Source organism: Moraxella sp. CTOTU48717, from assembly GCF_032057165.1.
Lineage (GTDB): Bacteria > Pseudomonadota > Gammaproteobacteria > Pseudomonadales > Moraxellaceae > Faucicola > Faucicola tetraodonis.
In genome coordinates, this window is record NZ_DAMBBC010000001.1 from 57,425 (window position 1) to 76,108 (window position 18,684).

Below are 18,684 nucleotides of genomic sequence, written 5' to 3' on the forward strand. Positions count from 1 at the left end.
GGTCACTGGCAATTTAACAATCAATGGTGCGTAGAACGCACCCTACACAAGGAAAATATCATGAACAAATCTGAATTAATCGCCCGTATCGCTGAACAAGCTGGTATCAATAAGACACAAGCTACTGCTGCCTTACAAGCCGTAGAGACAGGTGTTGTCGACACATTAGCAAGTGGTGGCAAGGTTGAACTAAAAGGCTTTGGTACTTTCTCAATCAAAGAACGCGCTGAACGTACAGGTCGCAATCCACAAACAGGCGAACCTATCCAAATCGCTGCATCTAAGACGCCTACTTTTAAGGCAGGTAAAGCGTTAAAAGATGCTGTGAACTAATCACAATCTACTACTAACCAAAGGCGTGTTGCGTTGGTGACACGCCTTTTTTGTAACAAAAATAAGGAAAAGTTATGGGTAATGATAGAGATAGTATTTTACGAAAAATAAAACACTGCCTAGGTCTGAGCAAATCATCCAATGAGAATGAAGCAGCAACGGCATTGCGTCAGGCTCATGCCATGATGCAAAAACATAGTATTAGTTTGGATGATGTTGAATTAGCCGATATAAAAGAGTCAAAGGCTGATACTTCAGCAAGTCGAAAACCTGTCCAATACCAAGTAAATCTAGCTTACTTGATTGCTCATATTTTTGGCTGTGATTTTTATATTCAAAGTAAGTCGGATGGATTCTATTGGGATAAAGTTAAGTATGAAAATAGCTGGGTATTTGTTGGTTTAGATATGTATGCGGAAATTGCTAGTTATGCTTTTGATGTACTCAATCGTCAGCTTAAAACCGCCCGACGTGAATATATCAAGACCAAGCTCAATCGTGTTCGACTGGCAAAAAATAAATACGCTCGAGCGGATGAATTTTGTCTTGGATGGGTAGATAGTGTGGAAAAGATTATTAGAAATCTTGCACCACCTAGCGTGAACAAGGATTTGATTAAGCAAAAAATGAAATCTAAAAACCTAGCCACTGGTAAAGCCTTGGATAGGGTTAGTAACTCAAAAGCTACTGCATCGGTGAATGATTACTTGAACGGTCGCATGGAAGGCAAAAATGCACAACTGCACAATGCGATGAATGGATCACATCACACTGGACTATTGGAGAATTAATCATGGCAGCCAAACCCAAAACCAAAGCCCAGATTGAGCGTGGTAAGCTCATTACTCTAATTCATGTCGCCAAAAATGAGTTGGCATTGGATGACAGTACTTACCGTGAAGTACTCAACAACACCGTGAGTAAAACGTCATCTAAAGACTGCACCATGCCAGAACTACGCAAAATACTCGACACGCTAAAATCCAAAGGTTTCACCGTTACACCCAAAGAGCCACAGCCTGATGTCGTCAACCACAATCAGCCAATGCTGGATAAAATTGGTGCATTACTTGCTGATGGTGGCTACCCTTGGGCGTATGCCAAAGGTATGGCAAAAAAGATGTATAACAAAGAAGATTTGCGCTTCTGCAATGGTGATGAATTGCGTGGTATTGTTGCTGCTTTAGCGTATAATAAAAAGCGTAAAACTTAAAAAACTGAGTAATTCTAACGGTTTATCTTACAAAATCAAGAGGCATCTATGTCAGTCACCACCACCTATGAAAACATTGCTATGATAGTCGGGATTGAGGCGGCTCAAATAATCGTGTCTGAGTTTGGTGGTACTGAACTTTATATTCCCCATGTCGACAACCTAAAAAATGACCATAAACTGATTGGGTCACTGGGCATCGATACGGCAAAACGTCTATGTCGCTATTGGCATGGTCAAGTACTCAATGTACCCCTCAACAAAAAAGCAGAAATAGTCAAACGCAATCAGCAAATCATTGCCTTGGCAAAATCTGGTGAATGTCCCAATCGCCTTGCAACCAAGTTTGCCCTGCACGTGCGAACCATCCGCAAAATCATTGAAAAAGATATCAGAGATAGAGCCAATGCGGTGTATGCTAGAAGTCAGTTTAGGCTGTTTGATTAACTAATCATCGCCATCAAAACCGTTAGAAGTGAATCCGTCTAACGGTTTTTTTTATGCCTAAAATTTGGCAATCAGAAAATCGGAACTGTGCCACGTATTGCTAAGTATTGATTGTGCTTATGATGCTATCAACCGCATACGAGGGCTTAAGAGATGACTGAAAAAGAATTTTTTGACTGGCTACGTGCCATGCAAAACGACAAAAAACTATCACAAAATGAAGTGGATGTCGCAAATGAACTGCTCAAAACCATGTCGGCTGACCACCTTAAACAATGGCTGATGGAAATTAATAACTGGCAAGACAGTATGTCATTATCCGCCAGTGGCACAAGCCTTATTAAGCAATTTGAAGCCTACCGTGCAAGTCCTTACCGTGATAGTAAAGGCGTATGGACAATCGGGTATGGTAATACTTATTACCCTAATGGTCGCTCGGTTACTTCTCGTGATGCACCGATTAGTGAGCCACAAGCAGCAGAGCTTAAGCAGTACGTGACTAATCGTGACTTTGTCCCTGCGGTTAATCTTATGCTACGGGGCGAAATCGCTCAAGGGAAAATATCACAAAATATGTTTGATGCTCTGGTAAGCCTTGCTTATAACATCGGTACAGGCGCACTGGCAAAATCAAGTGTGATTAAACATCTCAAAAATGGTGATAAACAAGCCGCCGCTGATGCGTTTTTGGCTTATAAATATTCGGGTGGTAAGTTTTTATCAGGCTTGCTGAATCGTCGTCAAAAAGAACGCCAATTGTTTTTGGCATAGGATAGGCAATGGCAGATATTACTAAACAAGATGAAAACGCTGTGGTTGTCCAACTAGTCAAACCTTGGTGGCAGTCAAAAGTTATTTGGTTCAACTTATTTGTGGTTGGTGCAAGCCTTATCACCAATGCTACCCCTGCTCTCGAGCAATATATGACACCAGAAAACTATGGGCTACTCACCTCCATTGTAGGTGTTATCAACGCTCTATTGCGGCTTAGCACATCACAAGCCATTGTAAAAAAGGCAGTTGATGATGACTGACATCATCGACCGCGCCAATGATGAGGCACAGCGCTGGCTAGATGAGCAAATCGCAAAAAATCATCAGGCACCAACGAATGCAACTGAGTGTATCGACTGTGACGAACCTATCGGCGAAAAGCGCAAACAAGCAGTACCGTGGGCAGTACGCTGTATCAAATGCCAAACTGCCCTAGAGGAAAAACGATGACATTTAGCCTTGAAGCATACCAAGCGATAATGCTCGCTATCACCATTGTTGGCTCAATATTTGGGGCGGGTAAAGCATTTTTTGGACGTATTGAAACCTCACTAAAAGATCGTGATGATGGTCTGAAGGCTGAAATCGCCAAGGTTAATGACAATGTGAGCAAAGAATCGGAAGCCATCCGCCAGCTTGACCGTGAAATCTTAAAACTAAAAGCTGAGTTGCCCCGCGAATATGTTGCCAAAGAAGATTTTATTCGTTCATTTACGGTTGTTGAAGCCAAGATTGATGCCGTACAGACAACCTTAACCCAATTTGCTAAAGAGAAATAACATGAGTGTAGATTTGCTGAAAACTCGGCGTGCAGGTATGCGTTGGCATTTAATTAACGCCCTTGATAAAGCCCGTCCTATCGGAGCTTTGGATACTTTGCTGCTTGATGTGATGCGTGAAATTTATCCTGACGCCACCGCTAATGAGCTACATACTCAGATGGGTTATTTGGAGCAAAAAGGCATGATTGAGGTGCAACGTCAACCCTCTGGTCATTGGCATGGCTGCCTGACGGCTGATGGTGTCGATGTGGTCGAATATACCAGTGATTGCCCAAGCGGTATCGCTCGTCCTGCTAAGTATTGGGTGGGCTAAATCATGGAAATGCTTGGTGTGGGTGTATTGCTTGGCGGAATTGTTGGCTTTGTGATTGGTTATGTGACTGCTGTAGCCTTGTGGCGATAGGGGGTAAACATGGGACGTGAAAGCGCGATTGATAGATTGCCACCAGATATCAAGAAACTGTTAGATGATAAGCTGTTTGATAATGGCTTTAATGGCTATGTTGACCTTGAAACATGGCTACGTGAGCAAGGTTATGAGATTAGCAAGTCGTCAATTCATCGCTATGGACAAAAGGTAGAGCGCAAATTAGCGGCTGTCCAAGCGTCAACACAAGCGGCAATGATGATAGCCGAGCAAGCACCTGATGACGCGGATGTGCGTAGTCAGGCGGTGTTGTCGTTGGTACAAACCGAGCTGTTTAACGCGCTCGTTGATTTTCAATCGGTGGTTGAAGATGATGAAAACGCCATGAGTCCTGCTGACCGTATCAAGCTGTTTGGTCAAGCAGGTAAAGGCATTGCCAATGTCACCACGGCATCTGTCAATCAGAAAAAATGGCAAGTTGAAGTACGTGACAAGGCGCAAAAGGCAGCAGATGCGGTAGAAAATATCGTGTCAAAAGGTGGATTATCGGGTGATACCGTCCAGATGATTAGAAAAGAGATTTTGGGGATTGCGGAATAATGCCAAGTAAAAATCCACCACTACTAGATAGCACCGCCAGTATCGTTGCGCCTGCGGTGCTATTGCCGTATCAGCAGGCATGGGTGGCGGATAAAAGCCAGCTTAAAGTCGCTGAGAAGTCTCGTCGTATTGGTCTGACGTGGGCAGAGGCTGCCGATGATGTGCTAATCGCTGCCAGTGATAAAAAAAGTGGTGGGCAAAACGTCTATTATGTCGGCTATAACCAAGACATGACAATGGAGTTCATCGAAGCCTGTGCGATGTGGGCACGCTCGTTTGATTATGTGGCAAGCGAAATCGAAGAAGGATTGTGGGAAGATGAAGACAAGCAAATTAAAACCTTTACCATCCGCTTTCCTAATTCAAAGCACCGTATCACTGCCCTATCTAGTCGCCCATCTAACTTGCGTGGTAAGCAAGGCGTGGTGGTCATCGATGAGGCGGCATTCCATGAAGACCTTGCTGGCTTAATCAAGGCGGCACTGGCACTACTGATTTGGGGTGGTAAAGTCCGTATTATCTCAACGCACAATGGTGATGAGAATTTATTTAACGAACTTATCAATGAGATTCGTAGTGGCAAGCGCAAAGGCTCGGTGTTTCGCTGCGACTTTCATGAAGCTGTCAAAGATGGGCTGTACAAGCGCGTTTGTCTGCGGCGTGGTATCGAGTACGATGCGGATGAGGAAACCAAGTGGGTCAAGGAAGTCTATGACTTCTATGGCGATGATGCCGACGAGGAGCTTGATGTTATCCCATCCCAAGGCTCTGGGCGTTGGCTATCCACCGCCCTACTTGAAAAATTGGCGGATGAGCAGTCGCAAGTTGTGACCTTTACTGCACCCAAAGGCTTTGATACGTGGACAGAAGAAGCACGCACTACAGAAGTAGAGACTTGGCTAAAAGCAACGGTTGAGCCGCTGCTAGTGGGCTTGCAACCGCAGGATACGCATTTTTATGGGCTAGACTTTGCCCGTAAGCGCGATGCGTCATCGATGTGGGTACAAGGTCAACGGCTGAATCTTAAACGCTATTGTCCGTTTGTGCTTGAGATGATTAAAGTACCTTATAATCAGCAAAAACAGATACTCAGTCATGTAACTGATAAGCTGCCACGTTTTGCCAAAGGCGCACATGATGCCACAGGTAACGGTGGTTATCTGGCGGAGCAGATGCAAATCAAGTGGGGTGAGCGTGTCGAGGCAGTGATGTTGTCTGAAGGGTGGTACCGTGAGCATACGCCACACTTTAAAGCCAGTCTTGAAGATGGCATGATTGAAAATATGCCAGCCAACAAAGACATCCGTGATGACCATTTGCTGTTTCGTAAGGTCAAAGGGGTGGCAAAAATCCCTGAGCAGCGTACCAAGTCGGAAGATGGTAGTAACAAAAGGCATGGTGACTCTGGTATCGCGCATTTGCTATGTGATTATGCCAGTACTATGCCAATGGCAACGATGGCATGGACGCCTGCACCAAGCCCCAGTGATGTGCCAAAAAATATGCAAGATATGTTTGATGATTGGCATATGGGTGGTATGCAGGGGTTTTGTTGATTATTGCGCTTCAAAAATTTGCTGTGTGGTCTGGCGATATACCACATCTTTGCAAGCTTCAAAGCTTTTTTCATAGTCTGTTTTGGTTAATTGAAAATCGTTAGCAGAGTCCTTCATGCCTGTCAGTAACTCGCTCATCATAAAAGTGTAGTTTGGCAAGTCTACAAAAATGTTGTCATCACAGACTTTGAAAACATCAGCAGTTTGACCTCTGCGAGTGTCTACATCTTTTTGAAATTTTACGATTTGTCTCTCGATATTACCAATGCCTTCAAAATCATGATTTTCAAATGCTCTTTCTGCCTCTACCCTAAATTTATTAGAGTAGCGATTTACTTTTTCAGCATCCCTTTGCATGGCAGTAATCATATTGAGTGAATATTTTTTGTTGGGTTCTGGATGTACTGGGGATATTTGTTGCGTAACTGGTGGTAGTGGTTCATCTTTACCAAACACTAAAATTTTAGGAAAAACCAACAGTGTAGCAAGGGTAAATAAAATACTCAGCATAAATCCTATGCCTAAAGATTGTTTTGCCTTAAACACGTTTGCCAAAATAATCCCAATAGCTAAAGCTATAATCCAAATCAAAAACAAGATGATTAGCATATCAATCCCTAACTTCTAACGGTTTAAATCGGAATAATGCCACATTACTGAATCCATGACAAACCAATAAACTCAAAGTTAAAATCTTGAGGACTACCCTATGTCATGGTACAACCAACCCCTTAACGCCATTGCTGCCCTAAAAAACATCCCCAAACTCTTTAACAAAGACCAACTCACCCAAAGCCAAACCGAAAACCGCAGCATGACCGCCTACGGTGCAGAGTTTGAACACCCTGCCATCGGACTCACCCCACTTAAAGTCCATGCCCTACTCACTCAAGCTGAAGCGGGAAACATGAATGCCATGCTTGCCCTATTTGAAGACATGGAAGAGCGTGACTTGCACCTGCTCGCTGAGATGAGCAAGCGTAAACGCACAGTTGCCAAGCTGGATTGGTCAATCAAAGCCCCCAAAAATGCCGATGCTAATGAGCAAAAATATACCGAAGTTATCAGTGAGTTAATCGGTATTATCGAAAACTTTGAAGACATTATCACAGATAGCCTAGATGCAATTGGTAAAGGGTTTAGCTGTCATGAGCTACACTGGGTGCGTGAAGGTAACGTATGGCTAATTAATGACATGCAGTGGCACGTGCCGCAGCGGTTTATCATTGACCCATTTAATCAACGTGAGCTGCTTTTGGCGGGTAATGGCTTGGGTGATGATGAGCCGCTCTGGGAAAATGCGTGGCTGGTGCATACCCACAAAGCCAAATCGGGCTACTTGGTGCGTGGTGGACTACACCGAGCGTTGGTATGGTCGTATGTGTTTAAAAACTACAGTGTGCGTGATTTGGCAGAATTTCTTGAGATTTATGGGCTGCCGCTACGCTTGGGTACTTATCCTGCTGGGGCTACGGATGGGGAGAAATTAACCTTGCTCAGGGCAGTGATGGAAATCGGACACCGTGCAGCAGGGATAATTCCACAAGGCATGATGATTGATTTTAAAGAGGCTGCTAAGGGTAGCAGTGACCCATTTATGGATATGATTAAGTGGTGTGAGATGTCGCAGTCTAAAGCCATCTTAGGCGGTACGCTGACCAGTCAAGCCGATGGCAAGTCATCAACTAATGCCCTTGGCAAAGTACATGAGGAAACACGCTTAGAAATCCGTGACAGTGATGCCAAACAGCTTGCTAGTAGTATCAGTCGTGACGTGATTGGGGCATTGATGCGGATTAACTATCCGAATGTATCGCCACGTCGCTATCCGAAGTTTGTTTTTGACTTGGCAGAAACGGAAGATATCGGGGTGTATTCTGAAGCCCTGCCAAAACTGGTCAGTATTGGTATGCAAATACCTGCCCCTTGGGCGCATAAACGCCTTGGCATTCCAATGGTCAGCGGTGATGAGCCTGTATTGTCAATGGCGCAAGCCAACCAACCAACCAACCAAGCACCACTCACCGCTCAACTGCCAGCGATTGCCATGCTAAATCAAGCGACTGATACGGCTATCCCTGCCGAAACTACCGCAGAAAGCCAACGTATGGCGTTAGAAAATGGGCTTGACGCTGTGCTATCTAACGATATGCTGGGGCAAATTGGGCAGCGTCTAACGGCTGGTATGGTCGAAAAACTGCAAGGCTTTGATAGTTTTGAAGAAGCCTTGGGGTATCTATCTGACAATATGCCAGATAATCCAGAGCTGTTAGCATCGCTTACCCAGATGATTGCTATCAGCACCGCAATGGGCATAGATGACCAATTGACTGCTAGAGGTAGCAATGGCTAAAACTGGATTTGATTTTAAATCACCGCCACAAGATGCTATCCACTACCTTGAGCAAAAATTCCCAAAAGCCAGCTGGGCATATACTGATTTGCTGGACAATGCCCATGACCGCGCCTTTGTCGTGGCTAAGATGGTGGATGTGGATTTGGCAACCACTGTACAGCGTAGCATCATTGATGCCATGCAAGAGGGTAAGGGCTATAAGGCGTGGGCAAAGGATATTGATAAAGTACTGGCAAAATCTGGCTGGTACGATGGACAAATCAATGTGGATGCTCAAGGCAATGCCAAAAAAGTCGTCACAGGTGGACAGCACCGCCTTGAGACCCTCTATCGCACCAATGTGGCAGCGGCGTATGAGGCAGGGCGACAACAAGTTATCTTTAATGACCGTGACGATGATCCATTCGGCTATGTGATGTATTCCGCCATCATGGATAACCGCACTCGTCCAACGCATAAAGCCTTGCATGGCAAGGTCATGGAAAAATCTGACCCTGCATGGTCATCTATCAGCCCACCAAACGGCTATAACTGTCGCTGTACTATCGTGGAGCTGACACAGGGACAGATTGACCGCTACGGCTACAAAGTGAGCAAAAGTGAGGGCAAGCTATCTACCCAAGTGGTAGAACTGCCCAATGGCAAGGAAGCCCAGCGGACGCTGTTTGAGCTGGATAATGGGGCGGTGTTTAAAACAGATGTGGGCTTTAATCACGCACCAAAGATACTGCCCATGCAGACGCTATTTGATAAGGCAATATTGGCAGAGCCAAAATTTGCCAGTCGTGTGGTGAGCCAAGCGCTGGCACAGCCACGTATAAAAACTCAAGTTAATCAAGAAGTAAAAACATGGGTGCAAGGCATTGATGCCAAATATGCCAAAGGTGAGTTTCGCCATGTAGGGGTGATTCCCAGTGTATTCATTGAGGCTTTGGCAAGTGAAAAAAACTTTGAACTACAAACAGCGGTGATTACCTTGCATGACCGTATTAGTCTGCATCATCTGGCTCGTGAGCATAAAACCCATAGCCAAGACTGGGTAGAAAATATTGTCGAGAATTTGACAGGCAAATATGCCCTGTATTGGGATAACAAAAAAAATTATCCTGTGTTCATCTTTGATGTGCCAAACTCAAAATATCGGTTAGTCATGCGCTTGAATGAAAACATCAAAGGTCACAATATCTTTAATGAAAAACAGAAATTTACAGGCAATGTGATACGGACAATCACGGTAGATACGATAGAGAATATCGAAAATGGCAGTCATTACGCGTTAATGACGACAAATTAGGTGGCATTGGGTGGGACTCGAACCGCACATTACACGGATAAGACAAGCTTAACCGAGCTCCTTCCTATTGAGTACACAATGCCATACTTGCATTGTATGGCTTATTATTAACAAAATCAAGGCATGATATGACCATCAATCTTGACACCAGCGAACTTGAGCGAGTATTACACAATGCCGCCAATCACCTGACCCATACTGCCCCACTGATGGAAGATATTAGCCGTGCGCTACTATCTGAAACCATGATGAATTTCCAGCTTGGGGGGCGTCCTGCATGGGCTGGGTTGTCGCCTTTAACCATTGCTAGACGTCGTGGCGGTGCAGGTGCGATATTACAAGATACTGGCGAACTCAAACGCAGTATCAAAGCTACTCATAGCAATGATACTGCAACCATAGGAACAAACCTTGTGTATGCCCCAACCCATCAATTTGGGGCTAAGATGGGTCAATATGGGCATACTGCTAAATCCCCCATACCGTGGGGGAATATCCCTGCGCGTCCTTTTATCCCAATAGATAAAAATGGTGATATCAGCTATGACGGATTTTTGGCAGTGCGTGAGGTGGTCAATGGTTATTTGGCAGGTAGCTTTGGCTAACGCTATCAAATATCCATTTAAACCCCGTTAGGCAGACGTTAGATTTTATTCTAATAGCGCGGTTATGTCTTTGTACTATACACATAAAAAAACGCCTGTAAAGGCGTTATAAAGCGAAATCGATTTTTAGTTATTTTTTGGGTGAGTTGTCATTGTCTAATTGGTCGATATGCTGACCGATTAATTTTATCATAAGTGCATTAAACGACCCATCGAATTTTTTGTTTTCGACAAAGTCTGCTTCCTTTGGGTGGGTATCTGGGTTAATCACCACCTCCTTTTTTATTGTCTTCTTGCGATAGTTGCCTGTCGCACGATGTTGCGCCTCGGTTATCGGCATACTTACCTCCTGTCATTGGTTGGCTTGGTGGGTTAATCATAGCACGTGGGCGCCCAGTGCCTTGTAAAAATCTTGGCTTCATTGTATCTCCCTGTGTTAATGACTTTGATTGGTTATCGTGATAGTTAATTAGGTCACATTCACACATAAGTGCCTCGTTGGTAGTGTTTATATACATGAATATAATTATATATACATGAATATATAAATCAATACCATTTATCGGATTTTGCCGAATTAATTCAAAAACTCGGAAACTTGCCACCTGATTTCACTTTTATGTTTTTGTCATGATTGCCACATCAACCATGATGGAAAAATCGTATGGAAAATCAGCATAAGAAAATCAAAGGCTATCGTGAGTTAAGTCAATATGAAATTGACTTGATGAACAAAGTCAAAGCCAAAGGTAATGAATTGAGTGAATTGGTTAGCGAAGTCAAGAATCATATTGATAATCAATGTAGTGAATGTTGCATCGTTGAGCAGTGTATTGAAGTCACTAATCAAGATGAATATGACCGTTTATGTCGTGCCGAACCACAACGGTTTGCAGCTTTGGCTAAATCAGAATTGCAAACTGGAATAATGCACTTAGTTCGTGCAATTGCTCAACCAGAAGGTTTTTAAGATTGAAAATGAAACTATCTGCATTATCCCTAGCCTTAACTCAAACAGGTGTACCAGCCAATCATTTTTTGATTTTCCCTGAAGGTGATGCGATCAAAGCCAAAGACGGTAGACCATTTGACGCGCCTGCTTGGATTATGAAAAAAGATAATGGCATGGCATTGGCGGCATCGCTTAATCAATCTGCCAAAGATTTGGTGATTGATTATGAACACCAAACTATCTTGTCAAAAGAAAATGGTCAGCCTGCGCCTGCGGCAGGTTGGCTAAAGGCTGGTAGTTTTTTGTATGTCGATGGTGTGGGCTTGTGTAGCAATAACTATGAGTTCACTGCTAAAGCCAAAGACTACATCGACAATGGCGAATACCGCTTTAAGTCGCCTGTGGTTTTGTACAACAAAGCTGGCGTAGTGCTAGGACTACATAGTGTGGCGATTACCAATGACCCTGCATTATCTATCCTTGATGAATTAAAGCCTGCACTCCTGACCGCAGCTATCACCATTCCACAAACCAAACCTCAACAACAGGAAAACAGCATGAATCCATTGTTAGCTTTAATTTTAGCCAGTCTTGGCTTGGCTGAGACCACAACCGAAGAGCAAGCGATTGCCGCGCTCAATCAAAACTTTGCAGACATCAAAAGCAAAGCAACAGCAAAAGGCTTGATGCTTGATGACGGCAAACTACTGGCAAGTCTATCAGCTGAAATTGCCAAAGTGGGTGAGCCTATCCCTGCTACGTTGGAACAAAAAGAGCCTGACCCAGCCAAGTATGTACCCATTGAAGTCGTCACCGCTCTCAATGAAAAAATCGCAGAATTGCAAGGTAATCAAAAAGACCCTGCCGAAGAACTAGTGGCTGAAGCGTTATCTAATGGTCAATTACTCCCTGCTCAAGAGTCGTGGGCAATGCTGTATGCCCAAAAAGACCTACAAGGTTTTAAAGACTATTTGAGCCGCCAACCAAAAATCGCTGCACTGACCCAAAGTCAAACCGCAGGTAAACCAGTCTCACCTGCCACCACAACGGTTGCCTTGACTGCTGATGTCAAACTGGTAGCGGCACAATTGGGTGTTGATGCCAAAGACCTAGCAAGTTCAATGGCGTAAACCGTCATTCCCTCTCATAACTTTTTAAGGAAAAATCATGAAACAGACCCCTTACCGTGACGGTATTCGTATCCCCATGTTGGTGGCTGCTGCTGTCGCTATCACTGAAAGCCAAATGGTCGCCACCAACTCAAAAGGCTTTGCTGTGCCTGCCCATGATGCGACTGCCAAACTGTTTTTTGGTCGTGCTGAGCATGATGTTGACAACACGCAAGGCGCAGACGGTGCGGCTTATATCGCGGTGACGCGTAACCGTCACTTTATGCTCGCCAATGATGCCGCTGCTCCGCTGACTCAAGCAGATATCGGTAAGCCTGTGGCTATCACAGGCGATGGTACAGTGGGTAAAGCCACGCAAGGTAAACTCATCGCAGGTACGATGATGGGGCTGGATGGTGGCACACACGTTTGGGTAGAAGTGATGGGTACACCGACGGGTGTGATGGCTTAATTCGTAAATATTGACATAATCTAAGAGAATAAATTTATGCAACTAACTCGTGAAAATCTACAAGCCATTGCCGCTGGTTTGAACATGACCTTCAACACGGCATTCAAAGAAACCGAAACCCAATGGCAAAAACTGGCGATGAAGGTATCATCTGGCTCTGCCCAAAACACTTATGCATGGCTGGGTAAATTTCCCAAAATGCGTGAGTGGATTGGTGACAAAGTCATCCATAAACTCGAAGCCCAAGGCTATACCATCCCCAACAAATCGTATGAATCCACCGTTGAAGTCCTGCGTGATGACATCGAAGATGACAATATCGGGCAATACTCAAACATGGTGCAACAAGCCACTTGGTCAGGTGCACAGCTACCTGATGAAATGGTCGCAGCCCTGCTCAATGATGGCGATACCAACCTGTGCTATGACGGTAAGCCTTTCTTTAGTTCTGATCACCCTGTGACTGTCAGCGGTAAAGTTGGCAAAGCTAGTAACCTCGGTACAGCTAAATTATCTGTTGCCAGTCGTGCGGCAGCGGAAGCTAGCTATGGTAAAGCCCGTACCGCCATGCGCAGCCTAAAAGATGAAGATGGTCGTGGCTTAAAAGTACGCCCAACCGTGCTTGTCGTGCCCCCTGCTCAAGAAGACGTGGCTAAAACGCTGCTCACTGCGGACAAATTTGATGATAACAGCATCAACATCTACAAAGGTACAGCTGAACTGGTCGTGTTAGATGACCTTGAGGATGACAAAGCTTGGTACTTACTTGACCAGCATATGCCTGTCAAACCACTTATCATCCAAGAGCGTAAAAAGCTAGTGTTTGTGCAGCAGACCGATATCAATAGCCCAGATGTATTCAGCCGTGGTGTCTATAAATTTGGTATCGAAGCGCGTTATGGTGCTGGCTACTCATTCTGGCAGTTGGCTTATAAATCAACAGGCACAGCGTAACGAGTAGCCCATGACCACTACCTACGCCACCATCGCTGCCATGATTACCCGTTTTGGAGTGCAAGACTTGACCGAAATCACGGACAACGAACCACCCTACACGGGACAAATCAATGAAATCAAACTGCAAGCAGCAATTGACAGCGCCAATGCGGAAGTAGATGCGTATCTTGCTAAGCAAATGAGCGTACCGACGGTTTTGCAATCACCTTTTGTGCAGATGATGGCGTGCGACATCGCTCGCTATCATGTGGTGCTAGGGGCGAGTCGTGTCAGTGAGCGTGACGAAAAACGCTATCAACTGGCGGTTGGCAACCTAAAACAGGTCAATGATGGCAAAATCGGTATTGGGGCAAGCACCACTGCAACCAATGCTGTAGCAGCGACTAACTTGGCACAGATGACATCGGGTCGCAATACGGTATTCGGAGGTAGTGGTTGGTGACTAATCGGTATTGGGTCAGCCAAGCGCAGCTTGGCTCTTGCGAGGCTAAAAACGTCCCCCAGACGTTTTCTAAACGCCTCTCAGGAGGTTGGTAATGGCTACGCCTATTCTCACGGCGATTGAGCAAGGTATCAAAGACACGATTAAGGCTTATTATGACGTACACGGTCATAACGTGCGTCAGATTAAATCGTATGGTGGCGACTTTGATATGCAAAATCCTGATGAGTTTGCCCAAGTCGTCAGTCAGTTCCCTGCTATTTGGGTGACATTCAAGCAAGCCAAACCCCCAGTCAAAATCACCAACCGCCGCAAGGCTCGTGAGTATGTATTTACTGTGTTAGTGGGTGCAAGCTCACAACGGGTGGAGGAGACGGCGCGGCAAGGGGCATTTGATAAAACTGGCAAAATGCTATCTGTGGGGAGTTATCAGCTTATTAGCGATGTAGAGCAAGCGTTAGAGCGTAGTCGACTGGGGCTACCAATTGAACCGCTAGAAGATGGATCAATCACTACCTTATTTAACACTCGCACCCAAAACGAAACCGTCAGCGTCCTAGCGTATGACTGGATTGTGACGGCAACGACATCGAGCGCGGCAGATGAAACAGATGAGCCGTGGCTAGATGTGGTGGCGATAGATTATATCTTGGATGAAGCACACGGCTATCAAGCAATAGCCCGTGATATCAACAACTTAACTTAGAAGGATAATGTGATGAGCATTGGAAAAGTCCGCACCCCAGGTACTTATACTGAGATTAATACCAACACGCAGCGCACTGGATTGGCAGGTCAAAATCATAAAATTGTGATTGTCACTAATGATGTGCCGCCATCGCCAATCACAACACCAGTTGCCATTTATGACAAGACTACCGCTAACAGTAAATTCGGATTAAATAGTGAAGCTGGTCGCATGATTGATGCAATGGTGCAACTCTCGCAGGGGGTCAATGTTGAAGGGTTGGGAAAGTAGCTGAGCCTGTCCATACTCTGTATGCCAGCCGCCCTTATCCAACACTAATTGAAAAAGAGGATGCGTATCAACCAACGGTTAAGCCGCTAGACATCACACTTCAAGATATCTTAAAGCAAGGCTATGGTGATGATGCATATCAACCGACTATCAAACCGTTAGATATCACCATGCGGGATATTGTGCTAAGTAAACAGGTTGACGATAAAGACGCTTATCAGCCGACAATTAAACCTTTAGATATCACGCTTAAATCAATCGTAAGTAGGGTGAATGTTGATGATAAAGACGCTTATCAACCAGCGATTAAACCGCTTGATATCACGTTAAAACGGGTAGTGGTTAGTAGCAATGTCGATGGCGATGCTTATCAACCAACAGTTAAGCCTTTAGATATCACATTGAAAACAGTTTAAGGATTTATTATGCAAGCAAATATGGGTATGGCAGGTGAATTTCGCTGTGTGGTGAAACGAGCCGATGGTAGCACAAAGATTGATACGGGTTATCAAAAAAACCTGATTTTAGACCAAGGTCTAAATGTCTTTGGTGGAAACACAGATGTAACGTCAAAATGTGCAATCGGTAGTGGCAATAGCACACCGATAGTTACACAGACCAGATTAGACTATCCTGTTAAGACAGTAAATAGAGCGGAATCCTACTATTCCCTAAAAAATGATTATGACCAAACTAAGGATGGTAATTTTTATAAAACGAATAAAGTAGTGAGATTTGTATTCAATGACTTGAATAACGTGAATATAAGTGAAATTGGATTAACAAGTTCAGAAGACGTGCTTTTTTCAAGGGCTTTAATTAAGAGTGGAAATGGGCAACCGACAACTATCACTGTTTTATCAGGTGAGATTCTTGAAATTTATTATAAGTTGTGGATGGTTACAGACTTAACACCAAAGACTGGCGTTATTAACGTTTCTGACGGTGTTGGAAATAATACAGCATACAATTATAAAGTTACTCCTACTAGGGTTGCTTATCAATCAGCGTGGAGTGTATATATCGGTTATAGTCCAAAATATGTATCCGCCTCATTTTATGACGGAATCCCTGATAGTTCACCGTCTGGCTCAACGAAAACCACTAACGCTTATATTGATAAAAGCTATAAAAAAATTATCAATTTTATTTATGACGTCAATAGTGGTAATGGTGTTATTGATATGCTCATTGCCACATCAGTCGGGTGTTATCAAATAAATTTCACATCAGTCGCTGATGGGAGCCCAATCACCAAGACCAAGACCCAAACGCTAACCATCCCTATTGAACTTTCATGGGGTCGCTATGAGGGCGCATTATAATGTTGCCCCAAGCCACTGGCCTCGCAACGGTTGAGACCACCGAAAACGGCAGCCTACTAGCGCCCCGTAATAAAACCTATGCGCTCACCGAGTCTTGGGAATCAGGCGGTGTTGGTTTATCCGACACCAGCCAAGGCTTAAGCTCACATACATGGCGCGCATGGACAGATAGCAAGGCTATTTATATTCAGCGCAGTGATTTGCCAAAAGACACCGCAAAAACGCTGTTAGCGGCGCCCAACATCATCGAGATTGACTTAACCTTTGACCAAAATATGCGACCAGTTTTGGCGTATGTGTCAGGTGGTATCGCAAAACTGTACTGGTACGATACGGTGAGTCAATCTCAAACTATCACCGACTTTCCAGAAGCCCAAAATCCACGTGTGTCGTTAGACGATAAGCGTGCTTTTAACACCGCCAATTCTGATGTGATTTTTGCCTATATCAACAATGACCAACTTTGTTGTCGTTATCAACGTGAACGCTACAGCATCGAGCATGTATTACACCAATTACCACCCAAAACCGAGCTTGTCAAAATCGGCATGGGTACTGCTAACCGTTTTTTGTTTGACACGATGATTCTAAAATAGGAGAAATTAGTGACTATCCAAACCATACTACAACCCCTTGGACACAGCATCATCGCTCTGTCCTACCCCATCACCGATGAAGCGACTGCTAACGCATGGGTTGAGCATCTTGACTTTGTCAGCTCGGCGACTGAACAGCACGATGCTATTTTAATCGTACCATTTAGCGACATCGACCAAGCGACGACGTTTGCACAATTCGCCAAAGTTAAAGCCTCATATCGTGTGGTTACTGTCTGCTATCACGGTGCGACAGGCTTTGAGCCGGAGATTGCCGCTGGTATCGCCGCTGCTATCTCAGCAGAGCTAGACCCTGCCGTGCCATTTAATGGCATCAAATTGCCAAATCTGCCTGTGGTCACAGCCGATAAGCGTTTGACGCGTACACGCATTGAGCAAGCGCTCAACAAGGGCGTGGCAGTAATTGGCTTGGACGCACAAGATGACCCTGCGATTGTACGCCTGATTAGCACCTACCAAGTGGATGCCAACGGCTCGCCTGATGATTTACTGTTAGATATCAATGGGGCATTAGTCCTACGTTATGTCCGTCAAGATATTCGCACAGCCGTCATGGCAAACCCGCGGCGTAAAAACACCGAGGCAACTCGTAAAGATTTACGCAGTCTGATGTTGTCACGATGTATCAAGCTTGAAACTGCTGAAATTTTGCAAAATGTCACAAATCGACAAAAAGAGTTGACTGTGGTGCAAGACCCCAATGACAAGACGCGTGCCAATGCTCGTATACCCGCTGACTGGGTACGTGGTATGCATATTGTCACTGCGACACTTGATGTTTACTAACCCATAAACTAAGGAAAAACCATGAGCGATAATCAACTGGTAGGCGCTATCGTACTGTATGTCAATGGGCGTGAGTTTGACTGCAATAGTGTTAGCCCAAAAATCATGGCAGGTCGCAAACCTGTGCCATCAATGAATAAAGAAGGACGTGTCCGCAAAAAAACCAAAACTATCAAGTCTATTGGCTTGTCGCTGGAGGTCTTTGTGGACGAAATGGACGATTTTGACTGGGAAAGCGTCGAAGATGCGCGTGTTGTGGTAGAGAGTATCGATGGTGGCAAACGCACCACCTATATCGACTGTAGTGTCACTGATGTGTCAGAGAGCTATAAAATCGATGGTGAGGCAACCCGCAGCCTTGAAATGTTTGCATTGAATAAAATTGAGGAATAATAATGGCATTATCACAACAAACTACCCTACCTATCGGCATTGAGATTGATGGCAAACGTCATAAAAATGTTACTGTCACTACCTTGACAGTGGCTGATAGCTACAAGGCATTATCCAACGCCAAAGAAGACGAATACATTGGGCTTTTAGAGCTTGCCCAAATGACCACCATCGATGACTTAGGTCGCAATCCTACCTATGATGAGTTGGCAGGAGCAAGCAAGCTCGATGGCGACCATCTGGCTAATGTACGTTTTGATCTCGAAAAAAAAGAGATGGCACAAGCGAGCGAGTCAGTCTAGTCTTAGCGCTCATGCGTCTGGGT

The 18,684-nt window shown here is 44.7% G+C and carries 29 protein-coding genes; 27 read left to right on the forward strand and 2 right to left on the reverse strand.

Features of this window, described 5'->3' with window-relative positions; genetic code table 11:
• Positions 1–57: 57 nt before the first annotated feature.
• The 11 genes from RT084_RS00255 to RT084_RS00305 all read left to right on the forward strand — a co-directional run bounded on the left by RT084_RS00255 (position 58) and on the right by RT084_RS00305 (position 6,072).
• Positions 58–333, forward strand: a complete 276-nt coding sequence (locus RT084_RS00255) for an HU family DNA-binding protein (protein ID WP_409519586.1) — start codon at positions 58–60, stop codon at positions 331–333.
• A 74-nt stretch (positions 334–407) separates the two neighbouring features.
• Positions 408–1,124, forward strand: a complete 717-nt coding sequence (locus RT084_RS00260; protein WP_313096980.1) for a DUF2786 domain-containing protein — start codon at positions 408–410, stop codon at positions 1,122–1,124.
• A 2-nt stretch (positions 1,125–1,126) separates the two neighbouring features.
• Entirely contained in the window at positions 1,127–1,546 is a 420-nt protein-coding gene (locus tag RT084_RS00265) for a gp16 family protein (protein WP_313096983.1), read from the forward strand.
• A gap of 48 nt (positions 1,547–1,594) precedes the next feature.
• Positions 1,595–1,993 (forward strand): Mor transcription activator family protein, encoded by a 399-nt coding sequence (locus RT084_RS00270; protein WP_313059987.1) that lies wholly within the window; start codon positions 1,595–1,597, stop codon positions 1,991–1,993.
• Between the two features lie 153 nt (positions 1,994–2,146).
• The gene (locus RT084_RS00275) at positions 2,147–2,764 is read left to right on the forward strand and encodes a lysozyme (RefSeq protein WP_309595054.1); all 618 of its coding nucleotides are present in this window, start codon (positions 2,147–2,149) and stop codon (positions 2,762–2,764) included.
• An 8-nt stretch (positions 2,765–2,772) separates the two neighbouring features.
• Positions 2,773–3,027: a hypothetical protein gene (locus RT084_RS00280; protein WP_313096986.1), complete on the forward strand. Its 255-nt coding sequence runs from the start codon at positions 2,773–2,775 to the stop codon at positions 3,025–3,027.
• Complete coding sequence (locus RT084_RS00285; RefSeq protein WP_313096988.1) at positions 3,017–3,217, forward strand: TraR/DksA C4-type zinc finger protein; 201 nt, start codon at positions 3,017–3,019, stop codon at positions 3,215–3,217. The genes RT084_RS00280 and RT084_RS00285 overlap by 11 nt, the downstream gene beginning before the upstream one ends.
• On the forward strand, positions 3,214–3,546 hold the full coding sequence (locus RT084_RS00290) for a hypothetical protein (protein WP_313096990.1): 333 nt from the start codon (positions 3,214–3,216) through the stop codon (positions 3,544–3,546). Before RT084_RS00285 ends, RT084_RS00290 begins: the two co-directional genes overlap by 4 nt.
• A gap of 1 nt (position 3,547) precedes the next feature.
• Positions 3,548–3,862, forward strand: coding sequence for a hypothetical protein (locus RT084_RS00295; RefSeq protein ID WP_313059976.1), 315 nt, complete (start codon positions 3,548–3,550; stop codon positions 3,860–3,862).
• A 99-nt stretch (positions 3,863–3,961) separates the two neighbouring features.
• Positions 3,962–4,516 (forward strand): DUF3486 family protein, encoded by a 555-nt coding sequence (locus RT084_RS00300; protein ID WP_313059973.1) that lies wholly within the window; start codon positions 3,962–3,964, stop codon positions 4,514–4,516.
• Entirely contained in the window at positions 4,516–6,072 is a 1,557-nt protein-coding gene (locus RT084_RS00305; protein ID WP_313096992.1) for a hypothetical protein, read from the forward strand. The genes RT084_RS00300 and RT084_RS00305 overlap by 1 nt, the downstream gene beginning before the upstream one ends.
• Here RT084_RS00305 and RT084_RS00310 read toward each other — a convergent pair whose 3' ends face one another.
• Positions 6,073–6,681, reverse strand: a complete 609-nt coding sequence (locus RT084_RS00310; protein ID WP_313096994.1) for a hypothetical protein — start codon at positions 6,679–6,681, stop codon at positions 6,073–6,075.
• A 100-nt stretch (positions 6,682–6,781) separates the two neighbouring features.
• Here RT084_RS00310 and RT084_RS00315 point away from each other — a divergent pair, with 100 nt between their 5' ends.
• The 3 genes from RT084_RS00315 (at position 6,782) to RT084_RS00325 (ending at position 10,327) form a co-directional block, all read left to right on the forward strand.
• Positions 6,782–8,425 (forward strand): DUF935 domain-containing protein, encoded by a 1,644-nt coding sequence (locus tag RT084_RS00315; RefSeq protein WP_313096998.1) that lies wholly within the window; start codon positions 6,782–6,784, stop codon positions 8,423–8,425.
• Positions 8,418–9,722: a phage head morphogenesis protein gene (locus tag RT084_RS00320; protein ID WP_313097000.1), complete on the forward strand. Its 1,305-nt coding sequence runs from the start codon at positions 8,418–8,420 to the stop codon at positions 9,720–9,722. Before RT084_RS00315 ends, RT084_RS00320 begins: the two co-directional genes overlap by 8 nt.
• 128 nt (positions 9,723–9,850) lie before the next feature.
• Positions 9,851–10,327: a phage virion morphogenesis protein gene (locus tag RT084_RS00325; RefSeq protein ID WP_313097003.1), complete on the forward strand. Its 477-nt coding sequence runs from the start codon at positions 9,851–9,853 to the stop codon at positions 10,325–10,327.
• A 130-nt stretch (positions 10,328–10,457) separates the two neighbouring features.
• On the opposite strand, the gene RT084_RS00330 is transcribed toward RT084_RS00325, so the two are convergent.
• Entirely contained in the window at positions 10,458–10,667 is a 210-nt protein-coding gene (locus RT084_RS00330; protein ID WP_309595065.1) for a hypothetical protein, read from the reverse strand.
• 324 nt (positions 10,668–10,991) lie between these two features.
• On the opposite strand from RT084_RS00330, the gene RT084_RS00335 reads away from it, so the two are divergent.
• The 13 genes from RT084_RS00335 (at position 10,992) to RT084_RS00395 (ending at position 18,661) form a co-directional block, all read left to right on the forward strand.
• Positions 10,992–11,297, forward strand: coding sequence for an Acb2/Tad1 domain-containing protein (locus tag RT084_RS00335; RefSeq protein WP_313097005.1), 306 nt, complete (start codon positions 10,992–10,994; stop codon positions 11,295–11,297).
• An 8-nt stretch (positions 11,298–11,305) separates the two neighbouring features.
• Complete coding sequence (locus RT084_RS00340) at positions 11,306–12,409, forward strand: phage protease (RefSeq protein WP_313097009.1); 1,104 nt, start codon at positions 11,306–11,308, stop codon at positions 12,407–12,409.
• A 37-nt stretch (positions 12,410–12,446) separates the two neighbouring features.
• Positions 12,447–12,860: a hypothetical protein gene (locus tag RT084_RS00345; protein ID WP_313059948.1), complete on the forward strand. Its 414-nt coding sequence runs from the start codon at positions 12,447–12,449 to the stop codon at positions 12,858–12,860.
• Positions 12,861–12,896: 36 nt separating this feature from the next.
• Positions 12,897–13,814 (forward strand): Mu-like prophage major head subunit gpT family protein, encoded by a 918-nt coding sequence (locus RT084_RS00350; RefSeq protein ID WP_313097011.1) that lies wholly within the window; start codon positions 12,897–12,899, stop codon positions 13,812–13,814.
• A 10-nt stretch (positions 13,815–13,824) separates the two neighbouring features.
• Positions 13,825–14,259, forward strand: a complete 435-nt coding sequence (locus RT084_RS00355) for a DUF1320 domain-containing protein (protein ID WP_313097015.1) — start codon at positions 13,825–13,827, stop codon at positions 14,257–14,259.
• Positions 14,260–14,353: 94 nt separating this feature from the next.
• The gene (locus tag RT084_RS00360) at positions 14,354–14,965 is read left to right on the forward strand and encodes a phage protein Gp37 (protein WP_313097017.1); all 612 of its coding nucleotides are present in this window, start codon (positions 14,354–14,356) and stop codon (positions 14,963–14,965) included.
• Between the two features lie 12 nt (positions 14,966–14,977).
• Complete coding sequence (locus RT084_RS00365) at positions 14,978–15,238, forward strand: hypothetical protein (RefSeq protein WP_313078557.1); 261 nt, start codon at positions 14,978–14,980, stop codon at positions 15,236–15,238.
• A 170-nt stretch (positions 15,239–15,408) separates the two neighbouring features.
• The gene (locus RT084_RS00370; protein WP_313097022.1) at positions 15,409–15,654 is read left to right on the forward strand and encodes a hypothetical protein; all 246 of its coding nucleotides are present in this window, start codon (positions 15,409–15,411) and stop codon (positions 15,652–15,654) included.
• Positions 15,655–15,663: 9 nt separating this feature from the next.
• Entirely contained in the window at positions 15,664–16,563 is a 900-nt protein-coding gene (locus tag RT084_RS00375) for a hypothetical protein (protein ID WP_313097025.1), read from the forward strand.
• The gene (locus tag RT084_RS00380; RefSeq protein WP_313097027.1) at positions 16,563–17,159 is read left to right on the forward strand and encodes a hypothetical protein; all 597 of its coding nucleotides are present in this window, start codon (positions 16,563–16,565) and stop codon (positions 17,157–17,159) included. Before RT084_RS00375 ends, RT084_RS00380 begins: the two co-directional genes overlap by 1 nt.
• A gap of 9 nt (positions 17,160–17,168) precedes the next feature.
• Entirely contained in the window at positions 17,169–17,966 is a 798-nt protein-coding gene (locus tag RT084_RS00385; RefSeq protein WP_313097029.1) for a phage tail sheath C-terminal domain-containing protein, read from the forward strand.
• Between the two features lie 21 nt (positions 17,967–17,987).
• Positions 17,988–18,359 carry a hypothetical protein gene (locus RT084_RS00390; protein WP_313097031.1) on the forward strand — a complete coding sequence of 124 codons (372 nt, stop codon included), beginning with the start codon at positions 17,988–17,990 and terminating at the stop codon, positions 18,357–18,359.
• A 2-nt stretch (positions 18,360–18,361) separates the two neighbouring features.
• Positions 18,362–18,661, forward strand: coding sequence for a hypothetical protein (locus RT084_RS00395; protein ID WP_313097034.1), 300 nt, complete (start codon positions 18,362–18,364; stop codon positions 18,659–18,661).
• The last annotated feature ends 23 nt before the right edge of the window (positions 18,662–18,684 follow it).

What these genes read in the sequence shown, in the direction of transcription:
- RT084_RS00260 (WP_313096980.1), top strand. Translation starts at nt 408, where the DNA reads ATGGGTAATGATAGAGATAGTATTTTACGAAAAATAAAACACTGCCTA.
- RT084_RS00265 (WP_313096983.1), top strand. Translation starts at nt 1,127, where the DNA reads ATGGCAGCCAAACCCAAAACCAAAGCCCAGATTGAGCGTGGTAAGCTC.
- RT084_RS00270 (WP_313059987.1), top strand. Translation starts at nt 1,595, where the DNA reads ATGTCAGTCACCACCACCTATGAAAACATTGCTATGATAGTCGGGATT.
- RT084_RS00275 (WP_309595054.1), top strand. Translation starts at nt 2,147, where the DNA reads ATGACTGAAAAAGAATTTTTTGACTGGCTACGTGCCATGCAAAACGAC.
- RT084_RS00280 (WP_313096986.1), top strand. Translation starts at nt 2,773, where the DNA reads ATGGCAGATATTACTAAACAAGATGAAAACGCTGTGGTTGTCCAACTA.
- RT084_RS00285 (WP_313096988.1), top strand. Translation starts at nt 3,017, where the DNA reads ATGATGACTGACATCATCGACCGCGCCAATGATGAGGCACAGCGCTGG.
- RT084_RS00290 (WP_313096990.1), top strand. Translation starts at nt 3,214, where the DNA reads ATGACATTTAGCCTTGAAGCATACCAAGCGATAATGCTCGCTATCACC.
- RT084_RS00295 (WP_313059976.1), top strand. Translation starts at nt 3,548, where the DNA reads ATGAGTGTAGATTTGCTGAAAACTCGGCGTGCAGGTATGCGTTGGCAT.
- RT084_RS00300 (WP_313059973.1), top strand. Translation starts at nt 3,962, where the DNA reads ATGGGACGTGAAAGCGCGATTGATAGATTGCCACCAGATATCAAGAAA.
- RT084_RS00305 (WP_313096992.1), top strand. Translation starts at nt 4,516, where the DNA reads ATGCCAAGTAAAAATCCACCACTACTAGATAGCACCGCCAGTATCGTT.
- RT084_RS00310 (WP_313096994.1), bottom strand. Translation starts at nt 6,681, where the DNA reads ATGCTAATCATCTTGTTTTTGATTTGGATTATAGCTTTAGCTATTGGG.
- RT084_RS00315 (WP_313096998.1), top strand. Translation starts at nt 6,782, where the DNA reads ATGTCATGGTACAACCAACCCCTTAACGCCATTGCTGCCCTAAAAAAC.
- RT084_RS00320 (WP_313097000.1), top strand. Translation starts at nt 8,418, where the DNA reads ATGGCTAAAACTGGATTTGATTTTAAATCACCGCCACAAGATGCTATC.
- RT084_RS00325 (WP_313097003.1), top strand. Translation starts at nt 9,851, where the DNA reads ATGACCATCAATCTTGACACCAGCGAACTTGAGCGAGTATTACACAAT.
- RT084_RS00330 (WP_309595065.1), bottom strand. Translation starts at nt 10,667, where the DNA reads ATGCCGATAACCGAGGCGCAACATCGTGCGACAGGCAACTATCGCAAG.
- RT084_RS00335 (WP_313097005.1), top strand. Translation starts at nt 10,992, where the DNA reads ATGGAAAATCAGCATAAGAAAATCAAAGGCTATCGTGAGTTAAGTCAA.
- RT084_RS00340 (WP_313097009.1), top strand. Translation starts at nt 11,306, where the DNA reads ATGAAACTATCTGCATTATCCCTAGCCTTAACTCAAACAGGTGTACCA.
- RT084_RS00345 (WP_313059948.1), top strand. Translation starts at nt 12,447, where the DNA reads ATGAAACAGACCCCTTACCGTGACGGTATTCGTATCCCCATGTTGGTG.
- RT084_RS00350 (WP_313097011.1), top strand. Translation starts at nt 12,897, where the DNA reads ATGCAACTAACTCGTGAAAATCTACAAGCCATTGCCGCTGGTTTGAAC.
- RT084_RS00355 (WP_313097015.1), top strand. Translation starts at nt 13,825, where the DNA reads ATGACCACTACCTACGCCACCATCGCTGCCATGATTACCCGTTTTGGA.
- RT084_RS00360 (WP_313097017.1), top strand. Translation starts at nt 14,354, where the DNA reads ATGGCTACGCCTATTCTCACGGCGATTGAGCAAGGTATCAAAGACACG.
- RT084_RS00365 (WP_313078557.1), top strand. Translation starts at nt 14,978, where the DNA reads ATGAGCATTGGAAAAGTCCGCACCCCAGGTACTTATACTGAGATTAAT.
- RT084_RS00370 (WP_313097022.1), top strand. Translation starts at nt 15,409, where the DNA reads ATGCGGGATATTGTGCTAAGTAAACAGGTTGACGATAAAGACGCTTAT.
- RT084_RS00375 (WP_313097025.1), top strand. Translation starts at nt 15,664, where the DNA reads ATGCAAGCAAATATGGGTATGGCAGGTGAATTTCGCTGTGTGGTGAAA.
- RT084_RS00380 (WP_313097027.1), top strand. Translation starts at nt 16,563, where the DNA reads ATGTTGCCCCAAGCCACTGGCCTCGCAACGGTTGAGACCACCGAAAAC.
- RT084_RS00390 (WP_313097031.1), top strand. Translation starts at nt 17,988, where the DNA reads ATGAGCGATAATCAACTGGTAGGCGCTATCGTACTGTATGTCAATGGG.
- RT084_RS00395 (WP_313097034.1), top strand. Translation starts at nt 18,362, where the DNA reads ATGGCATTATCACAACAAACTACCCTACCTATCGGCATTGAGATTGAT.